Here is a 16,717-nt window from a genome sequence, read left to right on the forward strand (position 1 = left end):
GTCGTGGGTAGCTCGGCCATCGGTGTAGCCGCAGTACGGTTACCGCTGTGATGCTTGTTTGTGCCTCGGGCTCATGGCTGCCGAGGATCAGCGAGTAGAGCCCGGACTCGTTGACGACGTTGGCTCTGGTGTTGGGGGGGCTATGTCGAACATAGCCCTCTTGTCTGAGCCAATCGGGCGACCGCCTGGGTAGCGTCGGGATTACGGATGCTACCTCGTTCGTCCTGGTCAAGGGCAGAAAGAGCCCCTCCCACGTTGACCAAGCCCAGCACAGAGCACACGTCTTTGGCGATGAACCACGGCTCGCCGTCTATCACGGTCACGCGGACCTCGGCGTTGGTGATCCTGGGGTCGTTACTAACGACCCCTCCCTTGACCTGCTGCTTCTCGTCGTCGTCCAGGTCAGCGAGTACAGACCGGACTCGTTGATGATGATCACGTCTCCCCCACCACTGAGGGGATTAGTGATCCCCACAATGCGACCTGCGGCAACAATCTTCTCGTCGTCGTCCAGGTGCTGAATGGCGTTCCCCGCCTTGCGGAACCCGAATACCATCAGCATCGCTGATGGAACGTCCCATACTCGGCGTCGCAACGTCTCCAATGCCCCTGACCAGGCTCAACAAGGCAGACATCAGTTCAACTGATGTATGGTCCGAGGCCCGGAATCGGAGCTACAAGATGGTGACGGTCAGCGAGTCGGGTCTCTACGACCTGATCCTCGACAGCCGGAAGCCAGAAGCCGAAAACCGGAAGCGTTCCCGCTGTTCTGGTTAAAACACGTCAGATCAACGGGTTTGCCGATGATCAGCGGATCCCTGCCCCGGCACTGTTGGGGTTCATGGCGGTCAGAACCGCCTGGAGCTGCTGTCTACTGAACTTATATCAGCCCCATCGAGCCTGTTCAAAGCCACTGCGGAGGTGGTGGGGCCCAGCGCGCTGCACACGTCCTCGGCTACGAATCGCTGATGACGTTCGAGGGGCGACCAAACCTATTGATTCGATATGTTGGGGTGTCCTGAGCAGGCAACGTTCTGCTGGACGGCCTGGGGCGCCGTTCTGAACGCAAGACCGGCTCAGGCTCAAGGCAGTTCTGGTGGAGGCCAGACCTGACCTCAGTTGAATGAGGTCAGCATGATCCGGTGACGGAGTGAGCAGCCTATGGCGCTGAGGTCGAGGGCTCTTGGAGGTCTCTGGCCTCTCGCCAAATCCTGCTTCGCATTCTCAACACCTCGGTGACCGCGTCTGCCGCGGCTGTAGCCTCCACCCACAAAGCATTTTTCTCAGGGTGATCGACTGTGCGACAGGTCGTCTCGATGGCTCGAAGCATCTGATCCAACGCGCTGCAGAGCCCGTTACAGAACTTGTGCTTCTCGGGGTAACTCACCCTCCGGTCGCAGCCCTCCCGGGCGCACCGGACATTCCCATTGTTGGCAGGACTCGGCGCTCGCCGGTTGCCGGGCCGCGTGAGGTTGGTCGTTCTGGTCGGGGGAGCTGGCGGCGTTGGCCGCTTGCAGGCAGCCTGCGCTGCGAGCTGGGCGGGTGACTGTCTCATGCGGGGCTCTTTCCTCAAGTTCAGTGGCGGGCAGCGAAAGAGGCCCGGTGGTGTGACCGGGCCTCCTCGGCTGGGTATCGCATATTCAGTTGTGGGTCAGGAGATCTGGGTCACGCGGCGTCGTATCCGCGAACCACACCGGCCTCGTTTACGAAGCCGATGCCGAGGCGGGAGATGGCGCGGATCCAGGTGCCGTCCTGCTGGACTGCCGGGAACCGCTCGACCGTGGTGCCCTTGCGCTGGACGAACATGACGTGCGCCGAGGGAATGCCCCAGAACAGGGTCGCGGCGTCGACCTGGTTCGAGCGCAGTACCGGCAGACCTGCGACGGTGATGCCGTCTGCGACGAACTCGATCAGCGGCTGGTTCGAGCCGCTGGCGGTCTTGAGCTTGCTCAGGGCCTCGGCCGTCGCAGGCTTGACGATCCAGTGCGTAAGCTCGGAACCTGCTGCCTCAGCGGCGAATCGGGCCGAGATGAACGGGTCCAGGTTGGCCAGCGCGGCACCGGTGTCCACGGTGCTGTAGTCGATGGACAGCAGACCGTTCGGGCCCTTGGCCGTGGTGTTGGCGAGGTAGGCCGCGTCGATCGATCGGGCGATCTGGTTCGCCAGGCCCCTGCCGATCTGATCACCAACCGACGGGTCGGAGTCGTCCTTCAGCTCGTTCGAGATGAGGCTGATACCGGCCGTCTTGGACGGAATCACCTCGACCTGATCGGTCTCACCGTCGGTGGTCGCGATGGTGTCCAGCTCGTTGTAGAACGCAACGGCGGGGTCGGAGACCCATAGCGGGAAGCTGACTTTCACCTTGTCGGTCTCGAACAAAGTCGCCGATCGGGCGGCGATGGACTGCGCCTGGACGGCCAGGTTGACCAGCCCGCCGAAGTCTTCCGGAGTGAACGCGTCCGCGGTGGTGGAGTGCTGCATAGCCATGTGTTTTGTCCTTTCAGACAGGAATGGCCCTGAGCCGAATGCTCAGAGCCTCAGAGGATTTGGTGCTTAGCCGACCTCGGGTCGGCATTTATGTGCGACACAGTCGCGGTACTGCAATGCCAGCCAGGCCACAGACCTGCTGGCGAAATTCTTCAATCGCCGAGCAACGCTCCCCACGACGGCTCGCGCTTCGGCCGGCCGCTGCCACCCGTACCCTGCGTCGGATCGAAAGCGGAAGCGTGCCGTCGCAAGCCTGGTCGGCTGTTCAGCAGCTCGGCAGCCGCCTCGGCTACCAGCTCGGCGTCCAGCTCCCCGGACTCGTCCAGGAACTCAGCCAGAGACTTGCCGGTCAGCGCCAGCAGATCCGCCGGGTTGCTGATCGCTACCCCCGCGACACGCTCCAGCTCGCGGGTCTGCATCCGCTCGACCCGCTGGGCCAGGGCGTCACGCTCGGCTCTGGCCTCATTGCGCTCGACGCGATATCGAGCCTCCTTGTTGCCCTTCTGCGGCTCTCCTGCACTGCCACCCTCGGGGGTGGCTGCTGTGCCGCCAGCGTCTTGGAGAGGCGTTTGGGCTGGTAACTCGCTCACGCTGCTTTCCTGTTCCGGCGCTGCCAGAGCGCCCTGCGAAGTTCCATCGGATCGGTGTCGGGCGGTAGTCCGAGCTGCGCCGCGGTAGCGGCTCGCTTCTCCGGGTCCAGCGGCCACGGTGTGCCGCCGTTGTCGATCACGGCAGCCTCGTAGGTCTGGCCGTACTTCTCGAACCACTCCTCGAACGTCTCCGGTGAGCCGACGATCATGCTGCGGATCCCATCTCAGAGGGGTCGGCTGAGACCGCAGTCCACGATGAGCTGACCGCAAGGGCTTCTCTGGGGTGCAAGGACTGGCCCTCCCGTAGAACGGGGTTCAGCGGTCGAGCTTTGGCCTTCAGTCGCCAGCTCCCATCGGCAGGAGCCTGGCCGTGCTTCCCGGCGCACTTCGCCGTGCTCGCGTGGCAGGTTGGGCACAGTCCCGGCTCGGTGCCGTTGTAGGCGCAGTGCCTGTGTCGTAGGCAGGCGGTCATCATTCGCTGCGACCAGCCGCCACGTCTGCGTGCTCCCACGCGGTGATCTGCAGGCCGTCGAACGGGTGGCCTCCGCTGCTGAAGTCCACGGCGGCGTCAGGGCCGACGTGGAACGTTTTCGGCGGTGCGCCACCCTCGGCGGCTGTCAGGATGGCTTGCTCCAGTTGGTCGTACATAGTGCTCTCTCCCTCTCGGACGACTCGGCTCTCGCCGGTCGCCTCGGTTGTGTCAGGAGCCAGCGGATGCGGGCCCCGGATACGACGAAGCCCCCGGTGTTGGCCGGGGGCCTCGGTTAGGTATTGCGGTTGCGGATCGATCAGTCCCACGGGGAGTCCGGTGGGCCTCCTGCGGCTGCAGGTTGCAGAGAGGGCGAACCTCGTTCCTCGCGTGCTCTCGAACCAGCGAGCCATGCGGGCTCGCGAGCGAACGGGTCATCGAACCGTGACCCGGTAGCGGTTGGCGGTTGCAGGCCTACGGGTCTGTGTTCCACTTCGGCGGCCTCATCACAGGCAGCCTCATGGGTGGGGCCTCCACGGCCCCGAGTATCGGCACCGTTGCTCGGTGCCTCTGTTCTTCCCCCAACCGCTATAGGGAACTTCTCTTGAGGAGAAGTTCCACGAGTAGTAGGGCGTGCATCTGCGCCCGGTAGTAACCGGGCGTCTGCGCCCGGTTGTGGTGTGTAACCGGGCATCTGCGCCTGGTTAGACCCACGTCCGGTAACCGTGCGTATTTGCACGGTTGGGCTCTGTTCATCACCGACGTTCAACCGGGCATTTGCGCCCGGTTGGGGGTAGGTCAGCCGGTACTCACTGGCGCGGCCGGCTCGCCCCCGCTTGGTCACTGCGATCCAACCTGCTTCAGTGTTCTTCTTGATTTGGCGTCGTACGTTCGACTCATCCAGGCCGATATCTCGGGCTAGGGTCTCCTGAGAGACCCAACCGGCGAGAGTGTGGTTGTTCATGTAGGTGCGGATGACGTTCATGACGGCCCGCGGTAGCTTTCCGTCTCCGTTGCGGTTGTAAGCCTGATCCCACGCGATGATCGGGAGTGCCATCAGACGCGCTCGGCGCGGGCAGCGGCGAGATCGGCGCGTGCCTCGTTGCGTTCCTTGCGTAGCTGGACGTTCTCGTCACGGAGCTTCCGCAGCTTTTTCTCCCACGACGGCGGCAAGTCCTGGGCCCCAAGTCGGGGGATGTCCCGGAGGCGCGTCCTGAGTTGCCGGTTCTCCACTCGCAGCTTACGAATTAGGCTCTGTATCTCGATCGGCAGACCCGCGAGCGTGCCGGTCGTTTCGGTGTCGTGCATGGTGGTGTCCCTTCCATCTCGGTTGGTTGCCTGCCACCTGGGCAGGGCTGTGCTCCCCGGCAGACAGCCGGGGAATCTGTGGTGCTGGCCTACGAGGCCAGTGCGGCCTCTATTGCGCGGTAGCGCAGAAGCTGCTCGCGGCACTTCGCCCGGTGGCGCTTGCGGGCCTCGTGGCGGCACGTCTGGCAGCGCCCATCGCGGCGGTGGTGCTCCGGGTGCTCGGTGCATCGGCGTCCGGTCATGGTGTGTTCCTTCGCTGAGGTCGCCGCTGACGGCCTCTCATCTCGGTTGATGGACCGCTGACCGCTGATCAGCGATGGCTCTCGGGAGCCTTTTGTCCGATGAAAAAATGCCGATCACCAGAGTGATCGGCGAAGCTCAGCCCCGGAGGCATGGCTGCTGGCGCCGAACTCCGGGGGAGGGACGAGGCTCAAGGCTCACGTCCATGCCGACGGATCCTCATTCGTCGGCGAGTCTCAGCGGTCGGCGAGAGGGGATGGTTTCCGACCGGCCGCTGGGCTCCGATGGGTGAACAAAGCCCATCGGCGTGCGGGACTCACGTCCCGCCGTGCGGCGCTCACCCGAGGGGAGCTGCCAGCAAGTTACTCGAGGCCATTCGGCCCTCACTAAATAGATACGCGTTACTTGCAGCGTCTTGCAGCGTGTCTGGGCGCATATCGCCACGTCGCTCGACACGCGCGCTCGCGCGTGTCGGTAAGGGGCATGGTCGGATGCGGTTACGGGATCCTGAGTTCGAGGACGTGCTCCTCCCAACCAAACGGCTTGTCTTGGCTGGAGCTACTCGCGACGAACACCGTCTCCAGGAACCCGAAGCTGATCAGCTCCTCCACGGCATCCGAGCAGTCAGTCGCCGTCGTCGTGGACATCACGTCGTCACCGACCTTGCGGCCTCTACGGTTAATTGACCGTGCCATGCGTTCGGCGTCAGTCACGCCCAGCAGGATCTCAGAGGCAGCATGAACCGGCGTGATCATCACGCGTCCGTAATGCCCGTGGATCGCATCGAGCCATTCCGTCCTGTCGATCTCCATCACGTCATTCTCCCCTTCCGTACGCGTCCGAAAGCGCAGCAGTTTCCACCCTCTGACCGTCAGTGCCCACGAATACGACGGCGTCGTCGCGAATCTCCATCCCGGCTATGCCGCTGTCCTGCATAGCTTTATAGATGTCCTGCCATTCATTCGCGGGACCGCTGGCATTCAAGTGCTGCGTGAGCGTTTCAAGGTCTCCGAGGTCCAGGCGCAGACTCGGCGACGGGTCGTCGGTCGCGTATTCGAACTCGAGGCGGATTCCCATTGACCGCAGCCAGACGTTGCGAGCGTTTACATCCTGTCGCCCCCACCAATCCCCGAACTTGTCCCCGGTGGGCTGCCAGGCCCAGCCTGCGGGTTTGACGGCCTCGGCTGCGAGCTGGGCTTGGCGTCCAGCCAAAGCCGCGATCCTGGCGTCCAAGCGAGCGCGCTGCGGCGTCCCGCGAGTGAAGGCACCGGTACCGAGCTGGTCGGTCAGGTCGGCCAGCGTGTTGTCGATCTCGGCCAGCTCCTCTGAGTGATCTGATCCTTTGTCCCACAACCGCTCAAGCCGTTCGGATTCACCGAGCATCCCGAATACGAGCGTCTCGACAGCGTCGTCCGCGTACTCCAGCGGTATCGACTTGTTGCCGCACGGCTCCCGGTATTGAGCCGAGGCGCAGCGGTAACGAGGTTTTCGGCCGGCTCCGCCCTTCAGCCTGTAGGCCGGTCGACCGCAAACCCCGCAGTGCACGATCTGAAGGAGGAGGCCTGAAGACCGCTTGGTCGGTTCCTTTCGATTTTCCCGATCAGCCAGCTCTGCGCCTAGCCGAGCGAATACTTCGGGCGTCAGGATCGGCTCCGATCGGACTACGGGGGAACCATCCTCGTCGCGGATCGACTCCCCCTTTGAGACCGCGTGGCCTAGCAGCGTCGGAGACGTCAGAGAGCGCTTTAGCGGTCCAGAGTGCCATTCGTAACCTTTGGCCTCCCGCCCCTGCGTCTGTGCAAACCGATCCTTCGGCGTCGGCACTTTTCGACGGGTCAGGTCGTGGGCGATGGCCCGGAGCGGCTCCCCGTCGAGGGCTCGCTGGACGACCTCGTTGATGACCGCGACTTGATCGGGGTCTTGGACGTAGCGCCAGCCCTCCTCCGTCTCCTCGGGAAGGTAGCCCCACGGCGGAATTCCTCCTCGGTACTTTCCCGCTCGCAGGTTGTACTGAGCAGCGGATCGGTTGCGATCGCTGATCGCTGCAAGCTCCATCTCAGCCACTTTGGCGACCAGGAGAGCGATGATGTCCCCGAAGGGCTGCGTCAGGTCTAGGAACTGCTCGGTGGCCGACACCACCGAGACCGAATGCTTTTGGCACCAGCGAATTACATCGGCGAGGTCCAGCAGTCGACGGACGAGGCGGTCCATCCGGTAGAACACGAGCACGTCGAACTCACCGAGCCGGTTTGTCAACCAGTCCCCGATCTGGGGGCGGTCGAACGGTGTCGTAGAGCCGGCCGACACGTCCAAGTCCTCGGCTACTCCAACCACCTCATAGCCACGTTGGGCGCATAGCTCCCGGCAGGTCTGAAGCTGCCGCTCAGGGGACGTTGTAGCGTCGGTGACGCGGGACAGCCTGACAACGATGAGTGCTCGCACAATGGCATCCTCTCAAGGGGTGTAAATCGAGGCAATCGAATACTCCACGGTGGACATGCCGTCGTCGTCGACGGCCAAGACGATCAACCGGGTGTGCATCTCGTGCAGGCGTTGTCTCATGGTGTTCCTCTTCTCCTTCGGATTCCGTCACAGCACTCCTGACTGCAGGACTTCGCCGGCCAACCCGGCGACAACGGGCACGATGCCCAGACACAGGAAGGCCGGCAGGTAGCACAGGCCCAACGGCCCGCCATCAACACCGAGGCGCGCTCGGCCCGGGCGCTGGCGGCATCGCCGGCCTCGGCGCGCAACTGCCCGGCCAGCTCTTCGATGCCGTCGGCGAGCGCGGTTCCCGACGCCGCCGAGCGACGGGCCATCCGCAGAAAGGCCTGAACATGGTCGCCCGCCTCTCCCGCCGGACTCACCCACGCCTTGGCGGGATCGGCCCCGAGCGCGAGCAGGTCGGCCGCGCGTGCCAGCAGCGATGCCAGCCCCGCCGGCGCCGAGACGGCGACTGCCGCGGCCGCCGTCGACACCGCCATGCCCGACCGCAGGCAGGCCGCCAGCACATCGAGGCTGGCCGCTATGGCCAGCGGATCCTCGGCCGCCTCGGTCACGGCCGACCGACTCTCCGGCTGCTCACCGCGCCGCACCCGGGCGATCGACGCAGACGGAACCACCAGCGCCGCCACCGCGAGAAGCGTTGCCGCCCAGATCATGTCAGCACCCTGGAGGTGATGCGGTCAGACCACAGCAGGCCGCAGCACACGAACGCGACGCCCACGACGAGCAGCCACCCGCCCGCACCCGCCGACAGCAGGAAGCGCAGGGGTTCGGCGCCGATCGCATGGCCCAGCAGCACCCCGAGAACCGGCAGCCCTGCGAGGATCGCGGCGGTGGCCCGCGCCCCGGCCATCCCCGCCTCGACGCGCCCGCGGAACCGCTCCCGTTCGGCGATGTCGCGCTGAGCGGCCTGCATCAACGTCGCGATGGCGAGGCCGTGTGTCTGGGCGAGCGACCAGCACACCGCCAGTCGGTCCCAGTGCGCCGGCGAGGGCGACCGTCGCCCTTCGGTGCGCAGCCCGGCCGCCACGTCCGCACCCAGCAGCGCCCGCGCCGACACCGCCGCCAGCGACTGCGCGATGCGGCCGTGGCTCTCCTGCGCCGCGGCCCCGATCGCCGTGACCGGATGGGCGCCGATGCGCAGCTCGCCGACCAGAACGTCGAGCGCGCCCTGCAACCCCGCGCCCTCGGCGGTACGCAGGCGCCGTCGCCCGGCGAGGCGTCGTCGGGCGAGCAGGGTCGCCGACAGCAGGCCCAGCGCCATCCCGGCCGGAAGCGTCACCGCGACCGCCGCCGCCGCGCACGCCAGCACGGCGCCCGCGGTCACCGGCAACCGGACGCGTCGTCGCGGCGACGCCAGCACCTCCCGCGCCCGCCACCGTGAACCGGCCGGCGCCACGAGCACCGCGACCGCCAGCGCGACCGCCGCGATCGTCACGGCTTGACCCTCGCCTGCACGAGCTCCCGCAGCATCTCCGCCCCCAGGCCGAAGCCGGTGTCGCGGTGCCAGCACGGAACGACCACGACCCGCCCGTCGTCTCCGCGGTGCAACACACCCACTTCGCCGAGGCGACGACAGCCGGCCCGGTCGCGCACCACGTGCAGCACCACCTGAATCGCTGCGCCGAGCTGGCTGTGCAGCGCGAGGCGATCGAGGCCGCCGAGGGCTGCCAGCGCCTCGAACCGGGCGGGCACCTCGGCGGGGCTGTTCGCGTGCACGGTGCCCGCGCCGCCGTCGTGCCCGGTGTTCAGGGCGGTCAGCAGATCGACCACCTCGGCACCCCGCACCTCCCCGATGACGATCCGGTCCGGTCGCATCCGCAATGCCTGCTTGACCAGATCGCGGACGGTGACGGCGCCGGCGCCCTCGACGTTGGCGTTGCGGGCGACAAGCTTGACCAGGTGCGGGTGGGCGGGGGCGAGCTCGGCGGCGTCCTCGACGCACACGATGCGCTCGGTGGTGGGGACCGCGGCCAACAGCGCCGCGAGCAGCGTCGTTTTTCCCGCCCCGGTGCCGCCGGACACCACGAACGCGAGCCGGGCGGTGATGATGTCCCGCAGCAGCTGCGCGGCGTCCTCGTCGATGGCCCCGGCGGTGATCAGCGCGTCGAGGTTCTGGGTGGCCGGGCGCAGCACGCGCAGGGACAGACACGTACCGGCTGCAGCGATCGGCGGGAGCACCGCGTGCAGGCGGACGGTCAGCGCTGCGCCGGGCACACCCGCGACCACACCGCTGAGCTGCCCGTCCACCCAGGGCTGCGCCTCGTCGAGGCGCCGTCCCGCACTGAGCGCCAACCGCTGTGCCAGTCGGCGCACCGCGGCGTCGTCGGCGAACCGCACGGCGGTCCGCCGCAGGCCGTTGCCGTCGTCGACCCACACGGCGTCCGGAGCCGTCACAAGGACGTCGGTGGTTCCCGGGGCCGATAGCAAGGATTCGAGGACGCCGGCCCCGACCAGTTCGGTCTGTAGCTCGCGCATGCTGGTCAGCACCTCGGCGTCGCCGAGGACACCACCCGATTCGGCGCGGATCGCCGCGGCGACCACGCTCGGGCGCAGTGGAGCCGACTCCGCGGCCAGGCGTTCGCGGACCCGTTCGATCAGCGGCGCGTTCACGCCGCCGGCTCCGCGGCGGCATCGAGGTGGGGGTTCTGGCTAAGTACCGCCAGCACGGTCCGGGCGGCCCGCGCGAGCGGGGATCGCGGCCGAATCCGCAAACCACCGCGCTCCAGCAGGGCCTCGATGCCGGGCTGCGGTCGCATGGACGCCAGAACCGGCAGCCCGACGATGCGGGCGACGTCGACCGGCCGCAGCCCGCCCGGCGCCGGACCGCGGACGACGACGCCGGTGTTGGGGTTGCCCGCCGTCACCCACTGTGCGGTTGCGGCCGCCGCGGCGCAGGACCGCACATCGGCGGGAGTGACCAACACCACGAGGTCTGCTGCCGCCAGCGCGATCTCGGTCGCGGGGGTGGGACGGCGCGCGACATCGCAGACGACGGTCACGCCCCCGCGGCTGCCCGCGTCGATGACCGCATCCAGCGGGGCGACGTCGATGTCGTTGCTGGTTCTGTCACCAGACAACACGCGGCTGCCGGACAGGACGCTGACACCGTGGCGGCGCGGCAGCGCGTCACGCAGCGCCGGATAGCTCACCCTGCCGCCGGCGAGGGAGAGGTCGGGCCACCGAAGCCCGGGCTCGGTCTCGCTGCCGAGCACCAGATCCAGGCCACCGCTCCACGGATCCCCGTCGATCAGAAGGGATTCCGTGGCCGTCTGGGCGAGCGCGGTCGCGAAGACGGACGCGCCACCTCCGCCGCGGCCCGCGAGCACCGCCACCACGGGACCGCGGGTACCGCCGGGGTGCCCCGACTCGCCGGCGTCGGCGAGCACCGCCATCAGCTCCTGCTCTCCGGCCGGCAATGTCAGTATCCGTTGCGCGCCGACCGCGACGGCAGCCTCCCAATCGGCGGCTTCGGGCTCATCGCCGCAGATCAGCAGCACGCGTGCGCGGCGGGGCAGGCCCGCCGCGGCGCAGCGCCGGGCGGCGTCGGTGTCGACGAGCACCGCCGCGGCGCTGGTCCACACCCGCCGACTGGACGGGTCGTGAGAACGGACGATGCGAAGACCCGCCGCCGCGCCGACTCTGTCGATGTCGGCGTCGAGAGCCGGGTCGGCGACGAGAGCGAGGATCCCTCCGCCAGTGGTGTCGGTGGCGTTCATGACGCCAAGCCTGCGGCGCTACTGCACGCGCCGGAAGAGTTACAGCAAGGATCTGTGGATGAATGCGGATGTGTGCACAACCAGGGGCACAAACGTTGAAAACGACGTTCCGCAACTTTTGATCCGCGAATCGACCTATCCGCTGGACGAAAACACCCCAGAAAAGGGACGACCCCCGCCAGGGGGGGAGGAGGCGGAGGTCGTCGTGTATCAGCCCCGGGGGGTCGGGCTGATGCACACCCGACATAAGCCGGGTAACGCCCACTATACACACGCCGAGCAGGGCCAGCGCAAGTATCGAAATGGGAACAACTTGGCTGTGTCGCCGAAACCATGCAGGGACAGACACGTGTCGTGAACTGCCAATTTGTACGATCTGCCGCAAATTGTCACGCGCGACACCTCTATGCTGACGATGTGACCTCGTCCGACCCGGCAACCGGGGGTAGCCAGGCGCCCTACGCGTCCACTGCGCCGGACAGCCCCATTCGCACCGCGGCGTTCTTCGATCTGGACAAAACGGTCATCGCGAAATCGAGCACTCTGGCTTTCAGCAAACCGTTCTTCAGTCAGGGGCTCATCAACCGCCGCGCCGTTCTGAAGTCGACCTACGCGCAATTTCTGTTCCTGATGTCCGGGGCCGACCACGAACAGATGGACCGCATGCGCAGTTATCTGACGACGATGTGCGCGGGTTGGGATGTCGAGCAGGTCAAGGGGGTCGTCGGCGAGACACTCCACGACATCGTCGATCCGCTGGTGTTCGCTGAGGCGGCCGAGCTCATCGCCGACCACAAACTGTGCGGGCGCGATGTCGTGGTGGTGTCCGCCTCCGGCGAGGAGATCGTGGCGCCCATCGCGCGTGCCCTGGGCGCCACCCACGCGATGGCAACACGCATGGTCGTCGAGGACGGTAAGTACACCGGGGACATCGCGTTCTACTGCTTCGGGGAGGGCAAGGTCGAAGCGATCCGCGCCCTCGCCGACCGGGAGGGTTACGCGCTCGAGCATTGCTACGCCTACTCCGACTCGATCACCGACCTGCCGATGCTCGAAGCCGTGGGCCATCCGACCGTCGTGAATCCGGACCGGACGCTGCGCCGGGAAGCGGCCGCCCGCAATTGGCCGGTCCGCACGTTCTCCCGTCCGGTGTCACTGCGCGACCGGATGCCGACGCCGTCGGGAGCGGCGGTCGCGACGACGGCCGCCGTCGGGTTCAGCGCCCTGGCCGCCGGCGCGCTGACGTACTCGCTGTTGCGCCGATTCGCGTTCTGACACACGCGAGTTCGCAGCCGGGGCCGAGATTGCTGAACCGGGTGCATAACAAATCGAAATCGTGCCGCGTTGGGCCTTGATGTGACGGTGGTCACGTAGTACAAAGGAAGCACGGAAGCCGGGTGAGGCCAAGGCCGAGCCGGAAGAGAAGGCTCGACCTCCCGATCTCGGCCTCCCAGCACGGGTCCCGGTACCCACGCGGAGCCCATACCGCGATAACGGTAAAAGTGTTGCGGGCCTGCGTGATTGCGAAGATCGGACGACCTCGACGGCTCTTTGGGTAGGGCTGCGGTCGAAGCGGATCGCAATGACGCCGAGGCCACCCACGCAGCCGCAGAACGCACGCTTGGTAACCGGAGGTCCGTGCTGGCGGGCGGTGAGCCGAAGTATTTTTCGAATTGCTTCGGACGCCGCCCGCCTTTTTTGCTGGAGCGCCTGGGAGCGCCCTTTACACCCAGCCCTTTCGCCCCCGCCCTTACGTCGACGACTGCGCGATGGACAGCGCCTCACGAGCGCCCGCGTGCAGTGCTTCGTTGCTCAGGATCAGCCACGCCGTCAGACCATCGGCTGTGCCCGACGCGAAACCGCGTGCCGCAGCGCGATAGTCGTTGGAACGGCGCATCCAGTGCACTTCAGGCACGCCGAGGCCGTGGGGATCCAGACCGCTGGCGATGGTGATCAACCGCGACACCCCGCGCGCAACGACGCCGTCGGCGCTGCCGAACGGCTCCAGCGTCAGCAGCTCACCGTGGGCGACGGCCGCGAGCACCGTCGCGGGGACGCGCGTCCCTCCCGTGGCGAGGTCGGCGAGCAGCTCCAGCCGTCGCCCCGCGCCCTCGCGAGGCCGTCCGAGCGCCTCGTCGGCGACGAGGTCGGCCGCCGCCAGCGAGTGCAGCCGCGCGATCGCCTGCAGCGGCGCCCGCCGCCACACCCCGATCAGGGCGCCTTCGCCACCCTCCAGGGCCTCGGACACCCGCAGCGCCCCGGCGAGCACCGGGTCGCGATCGTCGGCCTCGGGTGCGAACTGCAGCGGCCCACCGTCGAGCACCGACGAGGCGCGCGCCGCCCGCAGTGACGCCTCGGCGGCGGTCTTCGGCCACCCCCGCAGATTCGTCCGGTGCCGGTGTGCGCGGCCGAGCGTCTCCCTGGCCTCCTCGCCGCCGTCGGCGACTCCGGGAAGCTCGGTCAGCGGGGCCAGCGGGTCGGTCACGCCTGAGAAGATACCGCTGGGCCGACGAGCCGCCACGCTCGTCGCGTCCGAAGTGCCGCCCGCAGCCCCAGATATGAGTTGCCAACGTCTTTGCAACGTTGGGTGACTACCCTCACACCCATGACCGAGACGCACGTGGACGCCCCCTCGTCCTACCCTCCGGCACCCGAGTTCGCCGAGAACGCCAACGCCACCGCCGAGCTCTACGACGAGGCCGAGGCCGACCGGCTTGCGTTCTGGGCCAAGCAGGCTGAGCGGCTGTCGTGGGAGACCCCGTTCACCGAGGTGCTCGACTGGTCGGAGGCGCCCGTCGCGAAGTGGTTCGTCGGCGGGAAGCTCAACGTCGCCTACAACTGCGTGGACCGCCACGTCGAGGCCGGCAACGGCGACCGGGTCGCGATCCACTGGGAGGGTGAGCCCGTCGACCACGCGCGCAGCATCACCTACGCCGAGCTCAAAGACGAGGTGTGCCAGGCGGCCAACGCGCTGACCGAACTCGGGCTCAAGGCCGGCGACCGCGTCGCGATCTACATGCCGATGGTGCCCGAAGCGATCATCGCGATGCTGGCCTGCGCGCGTCTGGGCGCCATGCACAGCGTCGTGTTCGCGGGCTTCTCGGCCTCGGCGCTCAAGGCCCGTATCGACGACGCCCAGGCCAAGCTCGTCATCACCACCGACGGCCAGTACCGCCGCGGCCAGGCGGTGTCACTGAAGACCGGCGTCGACGAGGCCATCGAGGGCCTCGGCGACGACAGCCCCGTCGAACACGTGCTGGTGGTGCGCCGCACCGGAATCGACACCCCGTGGACCGAGGACCGTGATCTGTGGTGGGACGAGGTCGTGCCCAAGGCCTCGACCGAACACACCCCTGAGGCGTTCGACTCCGAGCACCCGCTGTTCCTGCTCTACACGTCGGGCACCACCGGTAAGCCCAAGGGCATCATGCACACCTCGGCGGGCTACCTGACGCAGTCGTCCTACACGCACTTCAACGTCTTCGACCTCAAGCCCGAGACCGACGTCTATTGGTGCACAGCCGATATCGGCTGGGTCACCGGCCACACCTACATCGTGTACGGGCCGCTGAGCAACGGCGTGACGCAGGTGGTCTACGAGGGCACACCCGCCTCCCCGAACGAGCACCGCCACTTCGAGATCATCGAGAAGTACGGCGTCTCCATCTATTACACCGCTCCGACGTTGGTTCGCACGTTCATGAAGTGGGGGCGGCAGATCGCCGCCGACCACGATCTGTCGAGCCTGCGGCTGCTGGGTTCGGTGGGCGAGCCCATCAACCCGGAGGCGTGGCGCTGGTACCGCAAGGTCTTCGGCGCCGACAAGACCCCGATCGTGGACACCTGGTGGCAGACCGAGACCGGCGCGATCATGATCTCGCCGCTGCCCGGGGTGACGGACTGCAAGCCGGGTTCGGCGATGCGCGCGCTACCGGGCATCTCGGCCAAGATCGTCGACGACGACGGCAACGAACTCGCTCCGGGCACCGACCACGGCGAGCAGGCCAGCGGCTACCTCGTCCTGGACAAGCCGTGGCCGTCGATGCTGCGCGGCATCTGGGGCGATCCGGAGCGGTTCAAGGAGACCTACTGGTCGCGCTTCGCCGAGCAGGGCTGGTACTTCGCCGGCGACGGCGCCCGGTACGGCAAGGACGGCGAGATCTGGGTGCTGGGCCGCATCGACGACGTCATGAACATCTCCGGGCACCGCATCTCGACCGCCGAGGTGGAGTCCGCGCTCGTCGGGCACTCCGGGGTCGCCGAAGCCGCGGTCGTCGGGGCGACCGACGAGCACACCGGCCAGGCCATCTGTGCGTTCGTGATCCTGAAGTCCAGTGCCCACGGCGGCGAGGAATCGATGGTCGACGAGCTGCGCGCCGAGGTGGCGCGCGAGATCTCGCCGATCGCCAAACCGCGGGAGATCCACGTGGTTCCGGAACTGCCGAAGACCCGAAGCGGCAAGATCATGCGGCGGCTGCTGCGTGACGTCGCCGAGGGCCGCGAGCTGGGCGACACTTCGACGCTGGTCGACCCCAGCGTGTTCGAGGCGATCCGCGCCAGCAAGTAGCGGCCGGGACCTCAGGAAGCAGGGACCTCAGGAACCGATCGGGCGGAACCCGCTGCCGGGCCGGCCCTTGGCGACGATGTCGGCCAGCTGGGTGTTGATCGACATCGTGACCGCCGGGGTGTGCAGCGGGATGAACTTCACGACGCAGGTGGGCAGTTCCTCGGAGAACGCCCCGTGGATCATGCCGACGAGCCGGTTGTTGACGGTGACGGGCGCGCCCGAGTCGCCGGGCTGGCCGCACACCTGGTTGACGATGGTGCCGGGCTCCTGACCGGGCCCCCACGTGACGCCGCAGGAGTAGCCGGTGGTGCGCCCGAGCTTGCAGGCGACCTCGCCGAACTTCGGGTCGGGGCCGATGCCGTCGATGCGGAAACCGTTGACCTCGTTGACCGGGGTGACCTTGGTGGGGTCGAACCTGATCACCGCGTAGTCGAGGATGTCGTTGCCGGCGACCATCTCGCCGACGGTGCCGGCGGTCTGGGCGGATTCGGCGGCGACGACCGCGCCCGGGCCGCCGCAGTGCGCGGACGTGAACCCGATCAGGTTGCCTCTGTTGTCGGTGCCGATGGCGGTCAGCGTGCACAGCGTCTCACCGTTGACGACCAGGCCCGAACCACCGCCGAGCGGAACCGGGGCTTGCGCGTGTGCGGTTACCGCGCCGAGCGTGGTGGCGCCGAGCACGGCGGCCAGGACCACGAACGTGGCGCGAACCGTCAGCCAGAGGCTGTTGGTTCTCAAGAAGTCACTCCCCTATCCGACGTGCCCGACCGGCCAGCAAGGAACCCAGGCAGTCTATCGTCGGGCTGAATCGTTTAGAGCGGCGCCACGTGGC

Annotated in this window: 16 protein-coding genes and 1 pseudogene; 2 read left to right on the forward strand and 15 right to left on the reverse strand. The window is 67.3% G+C overall.

Features of this window, described 5'->3' with window-relative positions; all coding sequences use genetic code 11:
• Window positions 1-140 precede the first annotated feature (140 nt).
• The 13 genes and pseudogenes from FHR72_RS26840 to ssd all read right to left on the reverse strand — a co-directional run bounded on the left by FHR72_RS26840 (window position 141) and on the right by ssd (window position 11,318).
• Complete coding sequence (locus FHR72_RS26840; protein WP_221193829.1) at window positions 141-323, reverse strand: BRO family protein; 183 nt, start codon at window positions 321-323, stop codon at window positions 141-143.
• 1,342 nt (window positions 324-1,665) lie between these two features.
• Entirely contained in the window at window positions 1,666-2,487 is an 822-nt protein-coding gene (locus FHR72_RS18045; protein WP_183470577.1) for a phage major capsid protein, read from the reverse strand.
• Between the two features lie 152 nt (window positions 2,488-2,639).
• On the reverse strand, window positions 2,640-3,077 hold the full coding sequence (locus FHR72_RS18050) for a hypothetical protein (protein ID WP_183470579.1): 438 nt from the start codon (window positions 3,075-3,077) through the stop codon (window positions 2,640-2,642).
• On the reverse strand, window positions 3,074-3,286 hold the full coding sequence (locus FHR72_RS18055; RefSeq protein ID WP_183470581.1) for a hypothetical protein: 213 nt from the start codon (window positions 3,284-3,286) through the stop codon (window positions 3,074-3,076). Before FHR72_RS18055 ends, FHR72_RS18050 begins: the two co-directional genes overlap by 4 nt.
• A gap of 262 nt (window positions 3,287-3,548) precedes the next feature.
• The gene (locus FHR72_RS18060; protein WP_183470583.1) at window positions 3,549-3,725 is read right to left on the reverse strand and encodes a hypothetical protein; all 177 of its coding nucleotides are present in this window, start codon (window positions 3,723-3,725) and stop codon (window positions 3,549-3,551) included.
• An 877-nt stretch (window positions 3,726-4,602) separates the two neighbouring features.
• Window positions 4,603-4,854, reverse strand: coding sequence for a hypothetical protein (locus FHR72_RS18065; RefSeq protein ID WP_183470820.1), 252 nt, complete (start codon window positions 4,852-4,854; stop codon window positions 4,603-4,605).
• Between the two features lie 89 nt (window positions 4,855-4,943).
• Window positions 4,944-5,096, reverse strand: coding sequence for a hypothetical protein (locus FHR72_RS18070; protein WP_183470585.1), 153 nt, complete (start codon window positions 5,094-5,096; stop codon window positions 4,944-4,946).
• 495 nt (window positions 5,097-5,591) lie between these two features.
• A complete protein-coding gene (locus tag FHR72_RS18075) occupies window positions 5,592-5,909 on the reverse strand; it encodes a hypothetical protein (RefSeq protein WP_183470587.1) in 318 nt (105 codons plus the stop codon).
• Window position 5,910: 1 nt separating this feature from the next.
• Window positions 5,911-7,536, reverse strand: a complete 1,626-nt coding sequence (locus tag FHR72_RS18080; RefSeq protein WP_311736187.1) for a recombinase family protein — start codon at window positions 7,534-7,536, stop codon at window positions 5,911-5,913.
• Between the two features lie 147 nt (window positions 7,537-7,683).
• Window positions 7,684-8,255, reverse strand: a pseudogene (locus FHR72_RS18085) (type II secretion system F family protein).
• Window positions 8,252-9,037 (reverse strand): type II secretion system F family protein, encoded by a 786-nt coding sequence (locus FHR72_RS18090; RefSeq protein ID WP_183470595.1) that lies wholly within the window; start codon window positions 9,035-9,037, stop codon window positions 8,252-8,254. The pseudogene FHR72_RS18085 and the gene FHR72_RS18090 overlap by 4 nt, the downstream one beginning before the upstream one ends.
• A complete protein-coding gene (locus FHR72_RS18095; RefSeq protein ID WP_183470597.1) occupies window positions 9,034-10,212 on the reverse strand; it encodes a TadA family conjugal transfer-associated ATPase in 1,179 nt (392 codons plus the stop codon). The genes FHR72_RS18090 and FHR72_RS18095 overlap by 4 nt, the downstream gene beginning before the upstream one ends.
• On the reverse strand, window positions 10,209-11,318 hold the full coding sequence (gene ssd, locus FHR72_RS18100) for a septum site-determining protein Ssd (RefSeq protein WP_183470599.1): 1,110 nt from the start codon (window positions 11,316-11,318) through the stop codon (window positions 10,209-10,211). Before ssd ends, FHR72_RS18095 begins: the two co-directional genes overlap by 4 nt.
• A 417-nt stretch (window positions 11,319-11,735) precedes the next feature.
• On the opposite strand from ssd, the gene FHR72_RS18105 reads away from it, so the two are divergent.
• The gene (locus tag FHR72_RS18105) at window positions 11,736-12,593 is read left to right on the forward strand and encodes an HAD-IB family hydrolase (RefSeq protein WP_183470601.1); all 858 of its coding nucleotides are present in this window, start codon (window positions 11,736-11,738) and stop codon (window positions 12,591-12,593) included.
• Window positions 12,594-13,068: 475 nt separating this feature from the next.
• On the opposite strand, the gene FHR72_RS18110 is transcribed toward FHR72_RS18105, so the two are convergent.
• Entirely contained in the window at window positions 13,069-13,803 is a 735-nt protein-coding gene (locus tag FHR72_RS18110) for a Fic family protein (protein ID WP_183470603.1), read from the reverse strand.
• Window positions 13,804-13,923: 120 nt separating this feature from the next.
• On the opposite strand from FHR72_RS18110, the gene acs reads away from it, so the two are divergent.
• On the forward strand, window positions 13,924-15,885 hold the full coding sequence (gene acs, locus FHR72_RS18115; RefSeq protein WP_183470605.1) for an acetate--CoA ligase: 1,962 nt from the start codon (window positions 13,924-13,926) through the stop codon (window positions 15,883-15,885).
• A gap of 27 nt (window positions 15,886-15,912) precedes the next feature.
• On the opposite strand, the gene FHR72_RS18120 is transcribed toward acs, so the two are convergent.
• Entirely contained in the window at window positions 15,913-16,623 is a 711-nt protein-coding gene (locus FHR72_RS18120) for a S1 family peptidase (RefSeq protein WP_396888473.1), read from the reverse strand.
• Between the last annotated feature and the right edge of the window lie 94 nt (window positions 16,624-16,717).

This window comes from Mycolicibacterium iranicum (assembly GCF_014190915.1).
Classification (GTDB): domain Bacteria; phylum Actinomycetota; class Actinomycetes; order Mycobacteriales; family Mycobacteriaceae; genus Mycobacterium; species Mycobacterium iranicum_B.